General features: G+C 47.2%; 14 protein-coding genes. 7 read left to right on the top strand and 7 right to left on the bottom strand.

Translation table 11 applies throughout. The features are described from left to right. Window positions 1-151 precede the first annotated feature (151 nt). Together ACWYVB_RS16575 and chrA are read right to left on the bottom strand one after the other, a co-directional pair. Window positions 152-1,267, bottom strand: a complete 1,116-nt coding sequence (locus ACWYVB_RS16575) for a phosphatase PAP2 family protein (RefSeq protein WP_374081892.1) — start codon at window positions 1,265-1,267, stop codon at window positions 152-154. 100 nt (window positions 1,268-1,367) lie between these two features. Continuing rightward, on the bottom strand, window positions 1,368-2,507 hold the full coding sequence (chrA, locus tag ACWYVB_RS16570; RefSeq protein WP_395222231.1) for a chromate efflux transporter: 1,140 nt from the start codon (window positions 2,505-2,507) through the stop codon (window positions 1,368-1,370). A 112-nt stretch (window positions 2,508-2,619) separates the two neighbouring features. Here chrA and ACWYVB_RS16565 point away from each other — a divergent pair, with 112 nt between their 5' ends. Next, entirely contained in the window at window positions 2,620-3,540 is a 921-nt protein-coding gene (locus ACWYVB_RS16565; RefSeq protein WP_395222230.1) for a LysR family transcriptional regulator, read from the top strand. Between the two features lie 48 nt (window positions 3,541-3,588). Here ACWYVB_RS16565 and ACWYVB_RS16560 read toward each other — a convergent pair whose 3' ends face one another. From ACWYVB_RS16560 to ebgR, 4 genes are all read right to left on the bottom strand, one after another. After that, window positions 3,589-5,022 (bottom strand): amino acid permease, encoded by a 1,434-nt coding sequence (locus ACWYVB_RS16560; RefSeq protein WP_258637741.1) that lies wholly within the window; start codon window positions 5,020-5,022, stop codon window positions 3,589-3,591. 78 nt (window positions 5,023-5,100) lie between these two features. After that, complete coding sequence (locus tag ACWYVB_RS16555; protein ID WP_005484991.1) at window positions 5,101-5,553, bottom strand: beta-galactosidase subunit beta; 453 nt, start codon at window positions 5,551-5,553, stop codon at window positions 5,101-5,103. A gap of 3 nt (window positions 5,554-5,556) precedes the next feature. Beyond that, on the bottom strand, window positions 5,557-8,655 hold the full coding sequence (ebgA, locus tag ACWYVB_RS16550) for a beta-galactosidase subunit alpha (protein WP_395222229.1): 3,099 nt from the start codon (window positions 8,653-8,655) through the stop codon (window positions 5,557-5,559). A 347-nt stretch (window positions 8,656-9,002) separates the two neighbouring features. After that, window positions 9,003-9,989 carry a transcriptional regulator EbgR gene (gene ebgR, locus ACWYVB_RS16545; protein ID WP_140070140.1) on the bottom strand — a complete coding sequence of 329 codons (987 nt, stop codon included), beginning with the start codon at window positions 9,987-9,989 and terminating at the stop codon, window positions 9,003-9,005. Between the two features lie 380 nt (window positions 9,990-10,369). Here ebgR and galE point away from each other — a divergent pair, with 380 nt between their 5' ends. The 4 genes from galE (at window position 10,370) to galM (ending at window position 14,869) form a co-directional block, all read left to right on the top strand. Next, window positions 10,370-11,389, top strand: a complete 1,020-nt coding sequence (galE, locus tag ACWYVB_RS16540; protein WP_395222228.1) for a UDP-glucose 4-epimerase GalE — start codon at window positions 10,370-10,372, stop codon at window positions 11,387-11,389. An 83-nt stretch (window positions 11,390-11,472) separates the two neighbouring features. Continuing rightward, window positions 11,473-12,525, top strand: a complete 1,053-nt coding sequence (locus tag ACWYVB_RS16535; protein ID WP_395222227.1) for a UDP-glucose--hexose-1-phosphate uridylyltransferase — start codon at window positions 11,473-11,475, stop codon at window positions 12,523-12,525. A 109-nt stretch (window positions 12,526-12,634) separates the two neighbouring features. Continuing rightward, complete coding sequence (gene galK / locus ACWYVB_RS16530) at window positions 12,635-13,795, top strand: galactokinase (protein ID WP_089203056.1); 1,161 nt, start codon at window positions 12,635-12,637, stop codon at window positions 13,793-13,795. Window positions 13,796-13,804: 9 nt separating this feature from the next. After that, entirely contained in the window at window positions 13,805-14,869 is a 1,065-nt protein-coding gene (gene galM, locus ACWYVB_RS16525) for a galactose-1-epimerase (RefSeq protein WP_301658271.1), read from the top strand. A 76-nt stretch (window positions 14,870-14,945) separates the two neighbouring features. On the opposite strand, the gene ACWYVB_RS16520 is transcribed toward galM, so the two are convergent. After that, a complete protein-coding gene (locus tag ACWYVB_RS16520; protein ID WP_395222225.1) occupies window positions 14,946-15,971 on the bottom strand; it encodes a LacI family DNA-binding transcriptional regulator in 1,026 nt (341 codons plus the stop codon). Between the two features lie 212 nt (window positions 15,972-16,183). On the opposite strand from ACWYVB_RS16520, the gene ACWYVB_RS16515 reads away from it, so the two are divergent. Both ACWYVB_RS16515 and ACWYVB_RS16510 read left to right on the top strand, forming a co-directional pair. Beyond that, a complete protein-coding gene (locus tag ACWYVB_RS16515) occupies window positions 16,184-17,254 on the top strand; it encodes a cellulase family glycosylhydrolase (RefSeq protein WP_025637719.1) in 1,071 nt (356 codons plus the stop codon). 70 nt (window positions 17,255-17,324) lie between these two features. Continuing rightward, window positions 17,325-18,713: an MFS transporter gene (locus ACWYVB_RS16510; RefSeq protein ID WP_005456609.1), complete on the top strand. Its 1,389-nt coding sequence runs from the start codon at window positions 17,325-17,327 to the stop codon at window positions 18,711-18,713. Window positions 18,714-18,724 lie beyond the last annotated feature (11 nt).

Genomic DNA, 18,724 nt, shown 5'->3' with positions numbered 1-18,724 from the left:
GAAGCATTGTCAGTAAAGGGCTGTCACTCACTCACGCGCAAATAAACATAGTTTTTACTGTATACTCCATTAGGGAGTGGCTTTTCATTTTTGGGGACTTTTTCATTTATGGAGAGTAGTCCGTTGTAAAATTGTTTGTTCAATTAGCCGTTCATTCGCTTCTTTCAGGGTAAGAAGCATAGCGCCGCAAAGCCCAACCAACTATCTTCCATAACATCACCGTCAAGAGTGTTGCGAGGTAGCCATCAATCGCATAATGCCAGGCTAAATGTACCGAACCGATTTGAATGATGACGACGAAAGCGTAAGCAAAGTAGCCGATGGTTTTGTTGAGTCTATAAATTGATAGCGCCATCAAAACAGCAATGGAGACGTGCAAACTCGGCATTGCCGAAATACCAGAACCAATACCATTGGCATTGGCGATGTACTCATCCCAAAGATATTGCTGTGTAGGCAATGCCCACAATTGCCCAGCGTCCACATTGGTAAGATAGTGGCTTTGGGCTTCGAGCGTTTTCATCAGAGGAACAAACTGTTCATCTCCAGTGATAAGCTCCACGTAGCAAGGACCTGCTGAAGAGAGTAACGTGGCGAAGAAGACACCAAGAATCATCCAAGACAATGCGAACGTGAGTAAAAATTGTTGCCTTACCAACGGGTATTTTTTGTAGATAAGGAAAAAGATGAGTATACCCCACATACAAAAAAACCATGCATTGTAGGCAACGTTTAGCGCCAGTGAGGCCCAAGCATTGGAGAATAATGCATGGGTCAATTCCCAAGGTGCAACACCGAAGTGCAATAGCGTATCAATATTCGCAAAGGTTAGATCCCATTTAAAAGGATTGATGATTGGAATAAGCGATTTCAAAAACGTGTGGTTAGAGAAAATCAGGTTAAGTGCCATCATCGAAACAAACACTGATACAGGGCGGTGCAGTGGAAAAATAAGATGCTTCAGTTTTTGTATGAAGCGCTTTGCTGGCTGTTTTTCTTTGCGCAGTATGAGATAGAAATAATAATAGATACACCAGCTTAAACCTGTGACATACAAAGCTTGCATGAGCGTTTCAAGGTAAGTGGTAAAAGAGTAATCAATAGGGAAATCGAGATATAAAGAACAAAGATAAATGACAGCAGTCGAGATAAAGCAATAGGTGTAGAAAATCTTATCGATCAATAACTCGTTCTTCATAGACTGGAGCCAAGTCGCTGCTTTTTGCTGCCAACTTACGTTGATCTGGTAATTGTTGTCTTGTTCCATCGACGATCCGTCATCTCTATCCTTCCAATGTCATTAAGCTTAGTTGAGAAAACGGGCACTTGTCTTTAAGTGCCCGCTAAGAGTTTGTCGTTTAAGATTTTTACATCATGCCCGTGACAAGGCCTGCCGCCACAAAAAACACGATCATCCACAGCACCGAAAGGTTGAGCTTTTTGTGTAGATAGAAACCTGCAATCACTAACGCCATGTCGATGGGAGCAACAACTGCGCTGCTAAATACTGGCTGGTAAAGTGCCGCGAGTAACAATCCTACTACCGAGGCATTGACACCGTTGATGACACCGGAGACCAGCGGTTTGCCTGCCAGTGCTTGCCAGTTTTTAAGAACGCCAAGCAGTAAAAGAAACCCTGGGAGGAATACGCCAAGCGTTGCGATCAGCGCGCCTAAAATTGGCGTATCCGAAAGCTCATAACCGATAAAAGTCGCAAAGGTGAACATTGGCCCCGGTACAGCTTGTGCAGCGGCGTAGCCTGTTAAAAATGCATCTTGGCTGAGCTGGTCACCAATAATGTTTTGCAGAAGCGGCAGCACCACATGGCCGCCACCAAACACTAAGCTACCAGCTTGGAAAAAATCACTAAACAGCCCAAGCATAGGCAACGTATGAGCCACTAACGGTAAGCCGAGTAAAAGCACCGCAAATAGAGCCAATGGCGCGATAGACGGTTTAAACGGCTCGGTTGATGGCGCGGAGTCTTTCTTCAGATATCGCATGCCGACAAAGCCTGCTGCGAGCAACACGAACATTTGCGTCATGATGCTTGGTGCCACCAGCAACGCAATCGCAGTCGCGACGCACAAACCCGCGGTCAGTTTGCTTTGGCAGAAGTTTTTGTACATGCCCCAAGTCGCATCCACCACGACCACGACTGCGAGCAGTTTTAGGCCGTGGACTATGTTTTGAAACACAGCGGTGTCGGTGATTTGGCTGCTCACCATCGCCAGTGCCAACATGATGATCACCGAAGGAAGCGTGAATCCGACAAATGCTGCGCATGCGCCACTTAAACCACCGCGCTTATAACCCAATGCAAAGCCGACTTGGCTTGATCCCGGTCCCGGCAAAAACTGACTGAGCGCGACGATTTGTGCGTACTCGCTGTCATCAAGCCATTTCAGTTTCTCAACAAAGGTTTGGCGAAAATAACCAATATGAGCCGCAGGGCCGCCGAAGCTGAACCAACCCAGCCAGAAAAAAGTTTTGAAGATGGTGAACATGTTGAGCCTGTTTATCTAAAAAGCATTGTTGCTAATTTATCGGATGCTCTAAAATGACTCAAATTGATAGATTTAATTTCATTTATGAATGAAATGGGATGAAGGTGTTGAGGTGAAAGAGGACATTCAGTGGCGCAACATTGACTTGAACTTATTGGTGACGTTTTCCTACTTGTATCGCTATCGAAGCGTTAGCGTCGCGGCAGAGAAAAGTTACGTTAGCCAGTCGGCGATGAGTCATAGTTTGTCTCGTTTAAGGTTGTTGTTTGACGACCCGCTTTTTGAGCGAAAAGGACACAAGATGGAGCCCACTGAGCACGCTCACCACATCGCGCCAACTGTGCATCACTTGTTGGACTCTATCGCCAAAGACTTGCTCACTAAGTCTGCCTTTCAACCTGAAAATTACGCGGGTGTATGTCGCATTGGGTTAACGGATTATGCCGAGTTTATTTTTGCTCCTCGGCTTTATGACGAAATACGCCAGCGCGCACCAGAGGCGCAGATCAGTTTTATTAACGTCAATCGTAGCAACTACGTGGCATTAACTGAGCACGAAAAGCTCGATGTCATTATTGGCAGCATGCCGGTGTTGGATGACAACTTTGAGAGCTTGTACTTGTACACGGAAAAACACGTGTGTATGTGTGATAAACAGGTATTGAAAGGGGAAATACAGCTGTCTCTGGAAGCGTTCGCGAACATAGAGCAAGCTCTGGTAAGTCCCGATGGGAGCTTAAAGACACAAGTAGACCAAAAGCTCGCAGAACATGGCTTGAGCCGTAAAGTCACCGTGGCGTCGCGCAACTTTCTCACCATTCGGCATTTATTGAAAAAGCGCGATCTCATTGCCATCGTGCCAGAAAAAATGGCGTTGGCGGAGGGCTTTTCAGACGATCTCATTACTGTTAAGCCGCCGATCGCCGTTGCGGATTTTGATATTGCCATGCTGTGGCATTCCAGCCGAAACAATGAAGACAAAGGCATTTGGCTACGCGAGTTGGTTTCTTCGACCATCACCTCTCACATATAACAAAGGGCACCAAAGGGTGCCCAGAATGTTTGTCATTGAGAGTCTGTGTTATACCGCTTGCGAAGCTGGCGCGGCTTCTTTTATACGCTCTTCTTGATTCAATGATTTTTCGTATTGGCTGTACTTCCACCAAGCAAAGCCAAGGAAAATCACGATACCGCCAACGTTGTAGAAAATGATGGTCATGATGTCGGCCCCAGTAGGGAAGGTCGATGCTAAGAAACCAACCGTAAAGATAGCGATCAGTACCGATACGGTAGCGATGCCCATTTTGCGTGAGCCCATTTTGAAATCACGCTCGACGTGATCCAGTTTCAAGCGCAGATTCAGGTACGCCAGCATGATGAACAGTGGGGGCAGCATCGAGGCGGCAGCGGTCATGTTGATCACGGTATTCATCAAATCTTGAGCGGTGTTAGAACCTAATGTTGGGATGATCATCAATGGAATGACGATAAGGAACTGATACCAAGCTGCGCGAGCTGGTACGCCGTTTTCGTTCAGCTCTACGGTTTTCTTACCAAAAATGCCTTCTGGAATCTCAGAGAAGAAGATTTTCACTGGCGTTGCTGTCCACATCAGTAGAGAGCCAAACATAGCGGTAAAGGATACCAAGCCTACGAAGCGGTTCATCAATACTTCTGGCAAACCAAAGTACACAGCCAAACCTTCAAATACTTGAACCGAGCCACCCGTGTATTTTAGGGTTTCGCTAGGAACAAATACGTTAATCAAAACAGACGCAACTGAGTAAAGCACGCCGATAAAGATACCTGCGATGATGATGACTTTAACGAACGATTTCGAGCCGCCTTTCACATCGTTTACGTAAACCGCGACCGATTCCGCACCGCCTGCCGCCATAAAGATCCATGTAGTAATGCCTAAAAATGCCCAGCTGAAATCAGGGATCATCGCTTCTACAGTAATTGGGTCAGCTGGTTCTACGCCGCCGATCAACGCTGCGCCAGCCAGTAAAATGTACGACATTGTCAGTAGCAGCATGAGGGAGGAGGTCACCGACGTAATTGGCCCCAACATTTTCGCGCCGTTTGTCGATACGTAGGTTGCAAACGCAAACAAAATCATACTGAGCACGGTAGTGGTGAATGGCGTCAGAATGTATTCATAGCCCAAGAACGCGTAAGACGCATAAGCGATAACACGCGGCAGCAAGGACGTGAAGAAGAATAGGTTAACGAACCAGTAAGTGTAGGCAGAGATAAACGCCCAGCGACCGCCGAGTGAGCTTTTTACCCATGCGTAGACACCCGCTTCGGAATCTTTATTCAGAGATACGAATTCTGCGATGATCAAACAGAAAGGGATGAAATAAAAAATGGTCGCCAGAAAGAACATTGGCGCAGACGCTAGACCGATCTCGATGTTGTTATTGATTACGTTATTAAAGCTAAATACTGCGGCAAAGGTGAGGGACAACAACCCGAATTTGCCTATCGTATTACGTTTGGATTCAGACATGTTCTATCTCCGGTGAATCACGTTGGAATTGTAGGGAGGAAGGGCTTGTAATGCTGTGACCACAGCCCTTCTCTTGTTTTATTTATTTAGGAAGTAGCCATCTTCGATGGTCACTTTGAGCACCACTTTTCTTACGCGGTTGTCTCCGTGGAAGCGGTACGCTTCACTGTTTTCAAAAATCGCCACTTGGCCTTCGCAAAGCTCACGTGTTTCACCCTGACCAGAAAAAAATTCGCGGTCGGTTTCATCACGATAAGCTTGTTCTAGGGTTAACGCGGTTTTATCCGCGAACTCAACGGTTTCTCGGCCTTCGAGGTAGTAATGCACATCGAAGTAACGACGGTTACCGATGAACATTTCGGTTTGTTTCGCGATGCCATCTTCAACCATGTAAACCAGTGAATCGCCAATCGAGTGCATCACGCCATCTTTGATGTTGCCGATGTTGCCAATGGCTTCCACACAACGGTTCCATTTACGACCGTTGCGATATACCTGTTTGAATTGCTCTAAGCTGTCTAACACGATCATGGGTTACGCCTCGTTGACTGATTGAGTATTGGTTTGAGTGAAAAACGCGTTGTCGAAATCATGGTTTGCCATCACGTGTGCGTTGCAATCGCCTGCTTGCAGTGGCATCAGCGTCAAACCGTAACGGAACTCGTCCATGTACACGCGGTAAGAGTCGAGCACTTCGCTGCCCCATGAATTCGAGCCTAACCCCATCACTTGATGGTCAAGGTTAAGGGTGATGTAGCCACTCTTTTCTAGCTCGATCGTATGTTGTGCTTCATGCAGATTTTGGTTGGTGTAGAACCACGCGCTGAAGTTGATTTCTTGCTGAGGTTTCACCAATAACCCTGTGCCATGACGGTTGGTGAGTGAGGCCCAGCGCACGTGTTGGCGGTTGCCGTTGTTTTGCGGGAACGGGTAGTTCTCGAACATGTCTTTTACGGTGCTGTGGTAAACATCAATGAGGTTGGCTTGGCAACTGTCTTGGTAGTTTTCTTCTGGGCCACGGCCGTAGTAACTCACTTGATCAAAGCTGCCGTTGATGCCCAAATCCAAGCCGATGACCGGAATCACGTGAGGGTAGTCGCCGTATCGTTCGCCACTCAGTTCCACGTTCAAATGGCCTTGAGCATTGATTTGATAGCGATAGGTACAACGCATGCCAAAATCAAAGACCGGCGGCGCAATGATGCTGGTGGTCGTAATCAAGACGGAATCATCGGTTGCCTCCACAGCAAGTGTGCGGAAGTGCTCCTGCATGATTTGCAGATGCGCTGGGTGCCACAAACCTTCATACTCTTGTTTGTGGTTATCAATCATCGGTTTGAAGAAGTTCAGTCTCGGCTCTGATTGAATGATCTCTTCGCCATTTACGCGCCAAGAAGTCAGCTTGCCGTTTACTTTGGAGAAGGTAAGCGCGAAGTTATGACCTGTGATCACGTGCTCTAGGCGGCTTTCTTCAAGCACCAAGGGTTGAATATTGTGGTTGACCAGCGCAGGCAACGTCGCGGTGTTTTCTTTCAGTTGGAACTGATACACCGCAATTTCATGGTTGGCTTCGCTGTAAAGCGTGCGACTGTCTTTGCGTACGGTGAAGTTGATGAAGGCTTCGCGCTCATCCAATTCTGGCAAGTCGATGGTCACTTCACGTTCGCTGTTGGCGACCAAAGCTTCGACTTTGAATTGCACGCTACGCAGGGTTTCACCTTCGGCACGTACGTCGGCAGTAATGGTGTAATCATCGAGGTTGGAGAACCACAATTTGTTCTCAACGATGAAGCGGTCATGGCAACCTTCGACGGCGCGGATTTTCACCGGTGCAATGACTTGTTTGTACTCTTTGAGACCTGGGCCCGGGGTTTGATCTGGGTAAATCAGACCATCCATGCAGAAGTTGTAGTTGTTTGGGTAGTCGCCGTAATCGCCGCCGTATTTGTAGAACTCTTGGCCGTGTTCATCACGCGCTAGAATGCCGTGATCACACCATTCCCAAACGTAATGACCTTGAATGTGGTCGTGCGCATAGAACACATTTTGATATTCGGTTAAACCACCTGGTCCATTGCCCATCGCGTGTGCGTATTCGCAGATAATGCGTGGCTTCTCGTGTGGGTGTTCGCCAAAGTAATTCATCAGTTGAGCGCGTGAGTACATCGTCGAAATCACATCGACGACTTCAGCATCGCGGTCTTCTTCGTAGTGAACCAAACGGGTGTCATCAATTGCTTTGGTCGCGGTATACATCGCACGGATGTTGCAGCCATAACCCGATTCGTTACCGAGTGACCACATTATGATAGAAGGGTGGTTCTTTTGCGCATGAACATGACGCACTGCGCGATCAACAAACACCGCTTCCCATGCTGGATCATTGGTGATACGGCTCAGGTCGCCAACGTTGGCAAAGCCGTGGGTTTCCACATCGGTTTCTGCCATCACAAACAGGCCGTAAATATCACATAACTCGTAGAAGCGTGGGTCGTTCGGGTAGTGTGCGGTGCGAACCGAGTTGATGTTGTGTTGCTTCATCAAAATCAGATCTTTTTCCACGCGGTCCATGCCCACTGCGCGACCTTTTAGGTGGTCGTTGTCATGACGGTTTACACCATGCAGCATCACGTATTGATTGTTGATGTAGAACAGGCCATCACGCACTTTGATGTCACGGAAACCCACGCGTTGTGGGATCACTTCCACTACGTTGCCTTGGTGATCTTTTAAGGTAATGAACAAGTGGTAAAGGTAAGGATTTTCAGCCGTCCAATGCGTTGGGCTCACCATATCAATCGCAAAGCTTGTTGAGTGGTGGTTTTGGATAGTCAGTGAATCGCATTGACCACTGGCTACGACAGTGCCTTTGTCATGCAGCGCGTATTCCAGCGTATAGCCAGACGCGATAGTGGTGGAAAGGTTTTCCAATTCGATTTGAGCACTGAGCGTCGCACTTTGGTAATCGTCGGCGAAATCGGTGCGAATTGTTAGGTCTTGGACGTGAATGTTCTCTTTTCCGATTAGGTAAACATCACGGAATATCCCCGCCGTCCACCACATGTCTTGGTCTTCAATGTAAGTGGAATCGGCCCACTGCATCACGCGTACAGAGAGTAAGTTTTCGCCTTGTTGGACGAACTTGGAAATGTCGAATTCCGCTGTGAGTCGGCTGCCTTTACTAAAGCCGACGTACTCGCCGTTTATGTACACTTCAAAGTAGGTTTCCACGCCGTCGAACTTGATGATGGTTTGTTGGTTACCCCACTGTGGACCAAGTGTAAATGTGCGTTGATAAGCGCCCGTTGGGTTGTCGGTTGGTACAAACGGGACGTCGATCGGGAATGGGAAGCCCTCATCGGTGTATTGCAGATCGCCGTGGCCTTCCATTTGCCACATGTTTGGGACGGTAATGTGTCCCCAGTCGTTCATTGTTTGTGAGTAAAACTCATCAGGTACCCACATTGGGTTGGCGAAATAACGGAATGTCCATTGGCCGCTGAGCAACATAAAGCGGCGACTCAGTTCACGTTGAAAGGTTTGTGCGCTCTGAACAGAGTCGTAGGAGAAAAAGTACGCACGCGGTGCCATACGATTCTCGTGTAAGTGTTGGAAGTTTTCCCAATTGTTCACGTTTTGATCTCCCCTCGGCTTGGTGCGCTTATGTTGGAGTGCGGATTGGTTTCATCGCGGCTCAACATCAGTGCAAAAACAACGGCCGATGTATTGTGAAAAATGCTTATGAATAATCTGAGAAAGATATTAGTAAAAGTTTTACTAAAATAAATTAGTGAAAACGTTTTACTTTAACTTAGTCACGTTTTAAATGACCAATGTTGAGCAAGATGTGATCAGCGTAAAGGAATGCGTTCTAGATTGTTTTGGAAAGTAAAAACAGTAAAAATTCGGTAGAAAATAAAAGAAGAAATAAAAAAGCACTGAAAATTCAGTGCTTTATTTGAACAGTTTTGAGGGTGTTTTTATCGAGTTGTGCCGCGTAGCTTGAGCTTGCTTGGAACGTATACTTGAAGGGGCAGTGCGCGTCCGTCACGGTATTTTTCTACTAACAAGTTTACGCCTTGAATCCCCATCATTTCAGAATGAATACGAACGGTAGATAGAGGAGGGAAGGTAAAACGCGCGGTAGGAATGTCGTTCACGCTGATCAGCGCAATATCATCAGGAATGTTTAAACCAAACTCATGCACTGCTCGTAACACACCAATCGCAATGGAGTCCGAAGCAATGAACATCGCTTTTGGGAAATTGCCTTTGGCCAGCATCTCTTTCGCTAAGTCATAACCGGACAAGCTAGAGAAATCGCCACGATAAATGTCGTCTTCAGAAACTACACCTTTTAGACTGCCGTAGTCCACAAACGCATTTTCACGAATGTCTGCGGTGTTGGGCTCGTCTTGTCCACCAATAAATCCGATGCGCTCGTAGCCTTGTTGTACAAAGAAATCAACCACTTGCTTGCTGATTCTTACAAGGTCGATATCAACGCAATCGTAAGGGCTAGTTGGATCTGAAAAGTCGATGTAACAGATGCTATCGGCTAAGCGTTTAGGTAACTTATTGACCACCTTTTGGTCGACTTTCCCGACTAAAAGGACACCCGTGATCTTTTGCGTTTCAACATCAATTTCGCTGTTGTAGCAATTGGTTAGCGTAATGCCGAGTTTATCGCACTGAGTTTCAATCCCATGACGAATCGACAAGTAGTACGGGTCATTCACTTCTGCTTCTTGTTTGTAATTGTACAAGGCCAAAAAGTGATGTTTTTGCTTGGCTTCTTTGGTGGCTTTCTTCGAACTGCTGGTGCGGTACTCCAGCTTTTCTGCGATTTCTAAAATGCGGCGTTTGGTTTCTTCTTTAACACTCAACGTCGGATCGTCATTCAAAACTCGCGATACGGTTGCAAGTGAGACGCCCGCTTCAGTGGCGATATCTTTTAGTGTTGCCATGTACATTTCCCGTTGGCATTGCTCACAGTCCAAGTGAGAACTCAATAATCTGGCTATTGTAAACAGCTACTTAGGGATGCACAAACTTTTAGTAAAATTGTGCGATCCACGAAAGAGAGCGGTATCTGCTCGACTCATCTTCACTGCTCATCATCTTCTTGGTTTAATTTAACTAAAGTCAGCATCTAAAATAAGGCTTTTTTGTAATCCTGTGGAAGCGTTTACACAATTTGAATTCGATCACGGATCTGGATCGAGATTGGTTGCTAGACTTTTAGCCAGTTAAGAAATGGGCGTACCGATTCGATGCAATGGCGATTGGCTTTTAGTGCATCAGAGTGAGGTGTGAACAGAAAGCAGCAAACGTGGAGAAGCAAAAAGTGAAAGTTCTTGTCACAGGCGGTATGGGATACATCGGTAGTCACACTTGCGTTCAGATGATTGAAGCGGGAATGGAACCTATCATCGTTGATAACTTGTGTAACGCCAAACTGGAAGTGTTAAACCGTATTGAAGCGCTGACTGGCAAACAGCCTGCGTTCCACCAAGGTGACATCCGTGACGAAGCCTTTTTGGATACGGTATTCGCGCAGCACGACATCCAAGCCGTGATCCACTTTGCTGGCCTCAAAGCGGTTGGCGAATCGGTGGCAAAACCACTTGAGTACTACGACAACAACGTCAATGGCTCATTGGTGTTGGCGCGCAGCATGCGTAAAGTGGGCGTGAAAAGCATCGTATTCAGTTCATCGGCAACGGTTTACGGTGATCCTGAAATAGTGCCGATTACGGAAGATTCACCAACAGGCGCGACGACCAACCCATACGGACGCAGCAAATATATGGTGGAGCAGTGCTTAAGCGATCTGTTCCATGCTGAAAACGATTGGAGCATCACCTTACTGCGTTACTTCAACCCAGTTGGCGCGCACCCATCGGGCTGCATGGGAGAAGACCCACAAGGCATTCCCAATAACCTGATGCCATTTATCGCCCAAGTCGCTGTTGGTCGCCGAGAAAAACTCGCGGTATTCGGTAACGACTATCCAACCCCTGACGGCACTGGCGTACGTGATTACATCCATGTGATGGATCTGGCCGACGGCCATATTGCGGCTTTGAAATCGGTGGGTGAGAAATCGGGTTTGCACATTTACAACTTAGGTACAGGTAAAGGCTCGAGCGTACTTGAGATGGTGGATGCGTTCGCGACCGCTTGCGGTAAACCTGTGCCTTACGAGTTATGCCCGCGTCGTCCTGGGGATATTGCTGAATGTTGGGCAAGCACGAAAAAAGCTGAGCGTGAACTAGGCTGGAAAGCAACACGCACGGTGGCTGAAATGACCGCCGATACGTGGAACTGGCAGTCAAAAAATCCCAATGGCTATTCCCCAGAGTAATTGTAGTCGCCGCGTTGCCATCTGCGCTTCTCACGATTTTGGGAAGCTGAGTTTGAAGAATTTTAAAGAGTTGAGTAAGTAACATGTCGAATGTCGAATTTAACCCAGTGGATCATCCACACCGCCGTTACAACCCTCTGACTGGGCAATGGATTTTGGTTTCACCTCACCGTGCAAAACGCCCTTGGAGCGGCGCAGATGAAAAGCCCACATTGGATGAGCTACCAAGCTATGACGGTAAATGTTTCCTTTGTCCAACCAACGAACGTATCTCTGGCGATGTCAATCCAGACTACCAAGGCACCTATGTGTTCAATAACGATTTTGCTGCGCTGATGGTGGATTCACCAGATGCACCAGAGTCAAACAACCCGCTATTCAAAACGCAAGGCGTGCGTGGTTTGAGCCGAGTGATTTGCTTCTCGCCAGATCACAGTAAAACCTTACCGGAGCTGCCAGTGGATAAAATTCGTGGCGTGATAGATACATGGAACGAACAAATTGAAGAGCTCGGCAAGGAATACGTTTGGGTTCAGGCGTTCGAAAACAAAGGCGAAACCATGGGCTGTTCTCAGCCTCATCCGCACGGTCAAATCTGGGCGAACAGCTTCTTACCAAATGAAATCGAGCGTAAAGAGCACAACCTAAAAGCCTACTACCAAGAACACGGCAGCAACTTGCTGGTGGATTACGTACAAGCGGAACTCAAAGACGGTTCACGTATTGTGGTGGAAACCGAACACTGGCTGGCGGTGGTGCCTTACTGGGCTGCTTGGCCGTTCGAAACCATGTTGTTGCCGAAAACGCACATTCGTCGCATGAGCGAACTCAGCGATGAGCAACGAGACGATTTAGCGCGAGCGATTAAGAAGCTGACCAGCCGTTACGACAATTTATTCCAATGCTCTTTCCCTTACTCAATGGGCTGGCACTACGCACCGTTTTTTGACCAAGGCACAGACATCGACCATTGGCAGCTTCATGCACTTTTCTATCCGCCACTACTGCGCAGTGCCACGGTTCGTAAGTTCATGGTGGGCTACGAAATGCTGGCAGAAAGCCAACGTGACCTTACCGCAGAGCAAGCGGCGCAGCGTCTGCGTGATGTGAGTGATGTCCATTACAAAGAATGCTAAGTCTTTAAATTGGACTGATTACGAATAACGGGATAGCGCGACTTTACAGATAGAAAGTTAGGCTCAACGCGCTATCCCACACAAATTACTATTTTAAGAGAACGTCCCTATGTCTGAACTTATCCAAAATGTGAAAGCGTCATTTGAGCAAGTGTTGGGCTACGCACCTAGCCATATTATCCAAGCGCCTGGTCGTGTGAACTTGATTGGTGAGCACACCGATTACAACGATGGTTTTGTCCTACCGTGTGCCATTAACTACCAAACGGTCGTGGCCGCGGCAAAGCGTGAAGACAATATCGTGCGTGTGGTTTCGGTCGATTATGGCAACGCAGTTGACGAATTCGATATCACGCAAGCCATTACCTTCCAGCAAGACAAAATGTGGGCGAACTACATTCGCGGCGTGGTGAAGTGTCTTCTGGCGCGTGGCTACCAGTTTACTGGGGCGGATATTTCAGTCAGCGGCAACGTGCCTCAAGGCGCGGGTTTGAGCTCATCGGCGGCATTGGAAGTGGTGATCGGTCAAACTTTTAAAGTGCTGTTCAATCTTGAGATCAGCCAAGCCGAAATCGCGTTAAACGGTCAGCAAGCCGAGAACGAATTCGTCGGTTGTAACTGCGGCATCATGGACCAAATGATTTCAGCGGAAGGGCGTGAAAATCACGCGATGCTATTGGACTGCCGTAGCCTAGAAACGGAATCGGTTTCCATGCCAGAAGAGATGGCAGTCGTGATCATCAACTCGAATAAAAAACGTGGTTTGGTCGACAGTGAATACAACACTCGTCGTCAGCAATGTGAAGAAGCGGCGCGCATTTTCGGTGTGAAAGCTTTGCGTGATGTGACAATTGAGCAGTTCAACGAGAAAGTTGCTGAGCTGGATGAAATGGTGGCCAAGCGTGCCCGTCACGTCATCACAGAAAACGATCGTACGGTGGAAGCGGCACAAGCGCTACGAGCACACGACATGAAGCGCATGGGTGAGCTGATGGCCGAGTCTCATGCCTCGATGCGCGATGATTTCGAAATCACGGTAAAAGAAATCGATACGCTGGTGGAGATAGTCAAAGAGGTGATCGGCGATCAAGGCGGCGTGCGCATGACTGGCGGTGGCTTTGGTGGTTGCATCGTGGCACTTGTACCGCCAGCACTGGTTGATGACGTGAAAGCGGCAGTTGAAGTGAAGTACCAAGCAGCTACGGGCTTAAAAGAGTCGATTTATGTTTGCCAAGCCAAAAATGGTGCGGGTTTGGTTGAAGTGCTGTAAGGAATGATGATGAAAGCCTATTTTCAACAACTAGAACAAGCGATGGCGCAAACGCCGTCGTTTGATGACCAAACTGCGAATCTGATTCATTTGACCAACGCGAATGGTATGACGGCGTCGTTTATGGATATCGGTGCGACATGGTTGAGTTGCACATTACCGGTAAATGGTGAAAACCGTGAAGTGTTGTTGCGCTCACCAAATATGGCTGAACACATGAAGCAAGACGCTTACTTCGGTTCCATTGTTGGCCGCTTTGCTAACCGAATTGCGAAGGGGCAGTTTGAGATAGACGGAGAGAAGTATCAACTTGGTATCAATAACGGTGAAAACTCACTGCACGGTGGCCTAGAAGGGTTTGATAAACGCCGCTGGAAGGTTGAAGAGCAAAATGATCAACAGGTCACTTTTTCACTTCGCTCCCCGGACGGTGACCAAGGCTATCCGGGAAATCTCGATGTGAAGGTGACGTACACGCTCACTGACGAGAATGAATTAGCTATCGCCTATGATGCTAAGACCGACAAAACATCTCCAGTGAATTTAACCAATCACGCCTACTTTAACTTGGCTGGTGAGGCGAGCCGCGCAAAAAGTTTAGATCATACTTTACAGCTTAACGCTGGGTATTACTTGCCAACAGATGCGGAGTTAATTCCTACCGGTGAACAAAAGCCAGTTTCGGGTACCAGTTTCGACTTTACCGAGCCAAAATCGATTGGCCAAGAATTTCTTGCCGAGCAAGATCAGAAAACTGCTGGTGGCTACGATCACGCCTTTGTCTTCATGCCTGAAGTGACCGATGGCGTGTCTGTCGCTGCGGTTTTAATTGCACCAAAAGAAGATGTGGTGATGAAGGTGAAAACCACCAAGCCTGCCATCCAGTTTTATTCAGGTAATTTCTTAGCCGGTACGCCAGGTGCAAGTAAAACTTACGAACGCTATGACGGCCTAGCATTGGAAACGCAGTACTTTCCAGACGGGCCAAACAAACCAGAATGGGGACTCAACAATGGGGTGTTGAGCTCTGGGGATTGCTATCAGCATCAAACTACTTATCAGTTTGAATTTTAGATTTAGATAGCACTTCTACCCTTTGAACTTGCAGCGGCAGCGATGCAACTCCAACGACTTTGGGTGTTATGGTGGGCTATATGCCCACCTTTTTTGTTTTTGTCGAAGAGGTTCGAACGATGAGCTCACCCTCTACTTTGCGTTTGTTAGAAAGCAACGGTTGCCCTTCAATCAGTGCCATCAACGATTCGATTGCGAGTTTACCCATGTCTGAGTAGGGCAGTTCAACCGACGTTAATGCTGGGAAGCTTTCAGAGGCGATTTGCTGATTATCGTAACCGACAACGGCAACATCCTGAGGAATCTTCAACCCCAACTCCGCTATCGCTTGGTAGCACCCCATTGCCATATAGTCGCTGCCACAGAAAATCGCTTCTGGCGGCTGCTCCATATTCAGTAGTGCCAGTGTTTGCTGGTGCGCTTCTTTTAGCGACCAGTTTGCATCGACTAAATACTCTGAGTTAGGAATGATGTCTGCATTAATGAGAGCCTGACGATAACCATCGGCACGTTGCTTACTGGCTAGCATCCAACTTTCACCAGACAGCATGGCAATGCGACGATAACCTTGCGCTGTGAGGTGGGAAACTGCTTTGTAAGCTCCAATCATATCGGCCGGCAAAATACTTGGCGTTTCGGTGTGTTCTTCGTTGGTGCAGTTCAGCAGCACAGTCGGTAAGGAAGTTGTGACGCGTTGCTGCTCCAACTCTCGCGTCATACTGGATGCGTAAACCAAACCTGCGTAATCACCGCCGTTTATCTCCGACTCAATCTTGCTTGCCAACACTTCATCATGGCTGTAATTGAAGGTCACCAATATGTAGTCGTTCGACCACGCTTCTTCTCTCGCTGCATTGATGGCATCGATAAATGGGTCATAACTGGTTAAGCCGTTGATCACCAATGCGATCTTTTTAGGGCGTCCCAAAGCATGGGCAACCTTTTTGTTTTTGTAGCCAAGTGATTCTGCGGTTTCGAGCACTTTACGTTTGGTCGCTTCCGCGATTTTTACGGAAGTTGAGCCATTCAATACCAGCGATACGGTCGACTGAGAGACGCCAGCCGCCGCCGCAATGTCACTCATGGTGATTTTTTTAGCCATTCTGCTCTTTTACTTAATTTCGTTAGCTAAAGATATTAGCTAAAGATTAAGTTCGGATCATCCTTTAAAGGTGAAGATCACAAAAGTAAGTCAGAGCAACTTAAAAGCTGTGATTTTCACCACGTTTATTCTTTGAGCACCTAGTCATTAAATTATTAATTAATATATTAGCTAATATTATTAGTTAATAATTTAGTTTTAAGGTGAGTAAGATGAAAAGATGGTCGGAAGAGAAAGCGTGGCAATGGCAAAAAGAGCATGGCTGGCTACGTGGCTTTAACTATTTACCGCGCACAGCGGTTAACTGGAATGAGATGTGGCAAGCGGAATCTTTTGCTCCTGAGGTGATGGAACAAGAGTTAGCTTGGGCGCATGATGTGGGTTACAACACTTTACGTACCAACTTACCATTTATAGTTTGGCAAGCGGATCGCGATGGTTTACATGCGCGAATTGAGCGCTTTCTGGATATTTGCGAACGCAATCAAATCAAAGTGATGCTCACGCCGATGGATGACTGCGGTTTTTCGGGCGACCATCCTTATCTTGGTGAACAAAAAGCGCCAGTACCGGATTTGCACAACAGCCAAGCAGCAGCAAGTCCTGGTCGCAATGTGGTGATGGACAAATCTATGTGGGGTGAGGTCGAAGCGTATATTCGCGACATCATCTCTACCTACAAAAATGACCCTCGAATCGTTATTTGGGATCTCTATAACGAGCCAACCAACCGCATGATTTTCACCATCACGGGTGAGATCGCTTACGACGAAGAAATGGAAATCTTTAGTCATGAGCTGATGGAACAAGCGTTTGAGTGGGCACGTGAAGAAAACCCAACTCAGCCTCTCACCGTTGGCGCTTGGCATGCGCCAAGCATTCTTGACCGAAGCCTGCCGATTTATGAACACCCAACCGATCGCAAAGCGATGGAGCTATCGGACATCATTACTTTCCACGCTTACTTACCACTCGATCTGTTCCATAAAGCCGTTGAAATTGTAGAAAGCTACAACCGACCAATGATGTGTACTGAGTGGCTTGCTCGTCATGCGCAATCGTACATGCACGAACAGCTTCCGGTCTTTAAACAGAAAAACATTGGCTGCTACCAGTGGGGATTAGTGAAAGGAAAAACACAAACGCATCTGCCTTGGCCAGAGATAAAACGTAGCGATGCAAACTATGCGAGTCAATGGTTCCACGATCTGCTTGATGAGCAAGGACAGCCGTATGACGCAAGCGAAGTGCAATTGATCAAAACACTCGCAGAAGTGGATTAATTGCCTGTGAGCCGACTCTGAGAAATGGGTCGGTTTCTTATTTACAATAAAATCAATTGAGACGTGAACAATGACTACTCTACAAAACAAACTCACTAATAAGGAGCTGATGTCTTACTTCGGCTATGGGGTAGGCCAGTGCTTTAGCTTTGGTCTAGTCGGCTCTTTTATTCTTTATTTCTATACCGATATTTTGGGCATTTCTCCAATTGCGGCGAGTACGATTTTTTTGATTGCTCGTGTGTGGGATGCGGTGAACGATCCGCTCATTGCCGGATACATGGACACGTTGGACTCTCGCTTTGGTAAATTCCGCCCTTACATGCTGTTTACGCCGGTTCTGATTGTTCTGGTCACGGTGGCCGCTTTCTATAACATCGATGCTGATACATCGACAAAAGTGATGTATGCCGGTATCACTTACATTCTTTGGGGTACGCTTTACACTATTTCTGACGTGCCGTTTTGGTCTATGTCTTCTGTTATGACGGATGAACCACAAGAGCGAGCAAAAGCGGCAACTTGTGCCATGTTAGGGGTGAATGCGGGTATTGGTGCGACTTTGGTTGTGTTCCCGAAACTGAGCGCTTACTTCGCTGATGGCCGCGCAGATCAGGGTTACTTACCAGCTGTGATTGTGTTGATGATTGCGGGTTTGTTCTTCATGCTGAACGGTTTTTACAACACCAAAGAACGCATCTCGACGAAGAGCTGCGAAAAAGTCACGCTAAAACAAACCTTTCAAGCTGTTCGTAAAAACAAGCCGTTGTTTTTTATTCTGGCAGCGTTTTTCATGAATGTGTTTTTCAATCTAGTGAATGGCCTGTACATTTTCTTCTTCACATACAACATGGGAGACGCAGGGTTAGTTTCTCTGATTGGTACCATCACTTTGGTAAGTGCGATTGCGTGTTTGGCTACGCCTGTGCTGACAAAGCGTTTCAAAAAACGTGACATCTTTATTGCGCTGTGTGTTTTAGAGATCATCGCTCGCATTGGGTTCTATTTTACTGGCTATGATAATCCAACGGTCGTGATGGCGTGGTTAGCGGTGATTACTGGCATCTTTATGATGACCAACCCTCTTATCTCGGCCATGATTGCAGACACAGTAGAGTATTCGTACTACCACAGTGGCAAACGTACCGCGGCGATCACGTTCTCGGGACAAACCTTTACAGGCAAACTTTCTGTTGCGGTAGCGGGCGGCTTAACGGGGTTAATCTTGACGATGATTGGCTATGTACCAAATGCGGCGCAAACGGAAACCGCGCTCAATGGCATGTTCTTCTGTATTGCGTTGCTACCCGCATTGGGAGCTCTAGTGCGCATCTTCATTATGTCTCGCTACACATTTACCGAAGACCAACATGCGATTTTACGAGAAAAATTACAGCGGGGTGAGTTTGCGGAAGGCGTTGACGTTAAGTCTGTAAAACCGCACGAAGCCTTGAGCTAGAATCCATATCG

It is taken from the genome of Vibrio sp. JZG10, from assembly GCF_054064075.1.
This window is presented reverse-complemented; position numbering and strand designations above follow the sequence as displayed.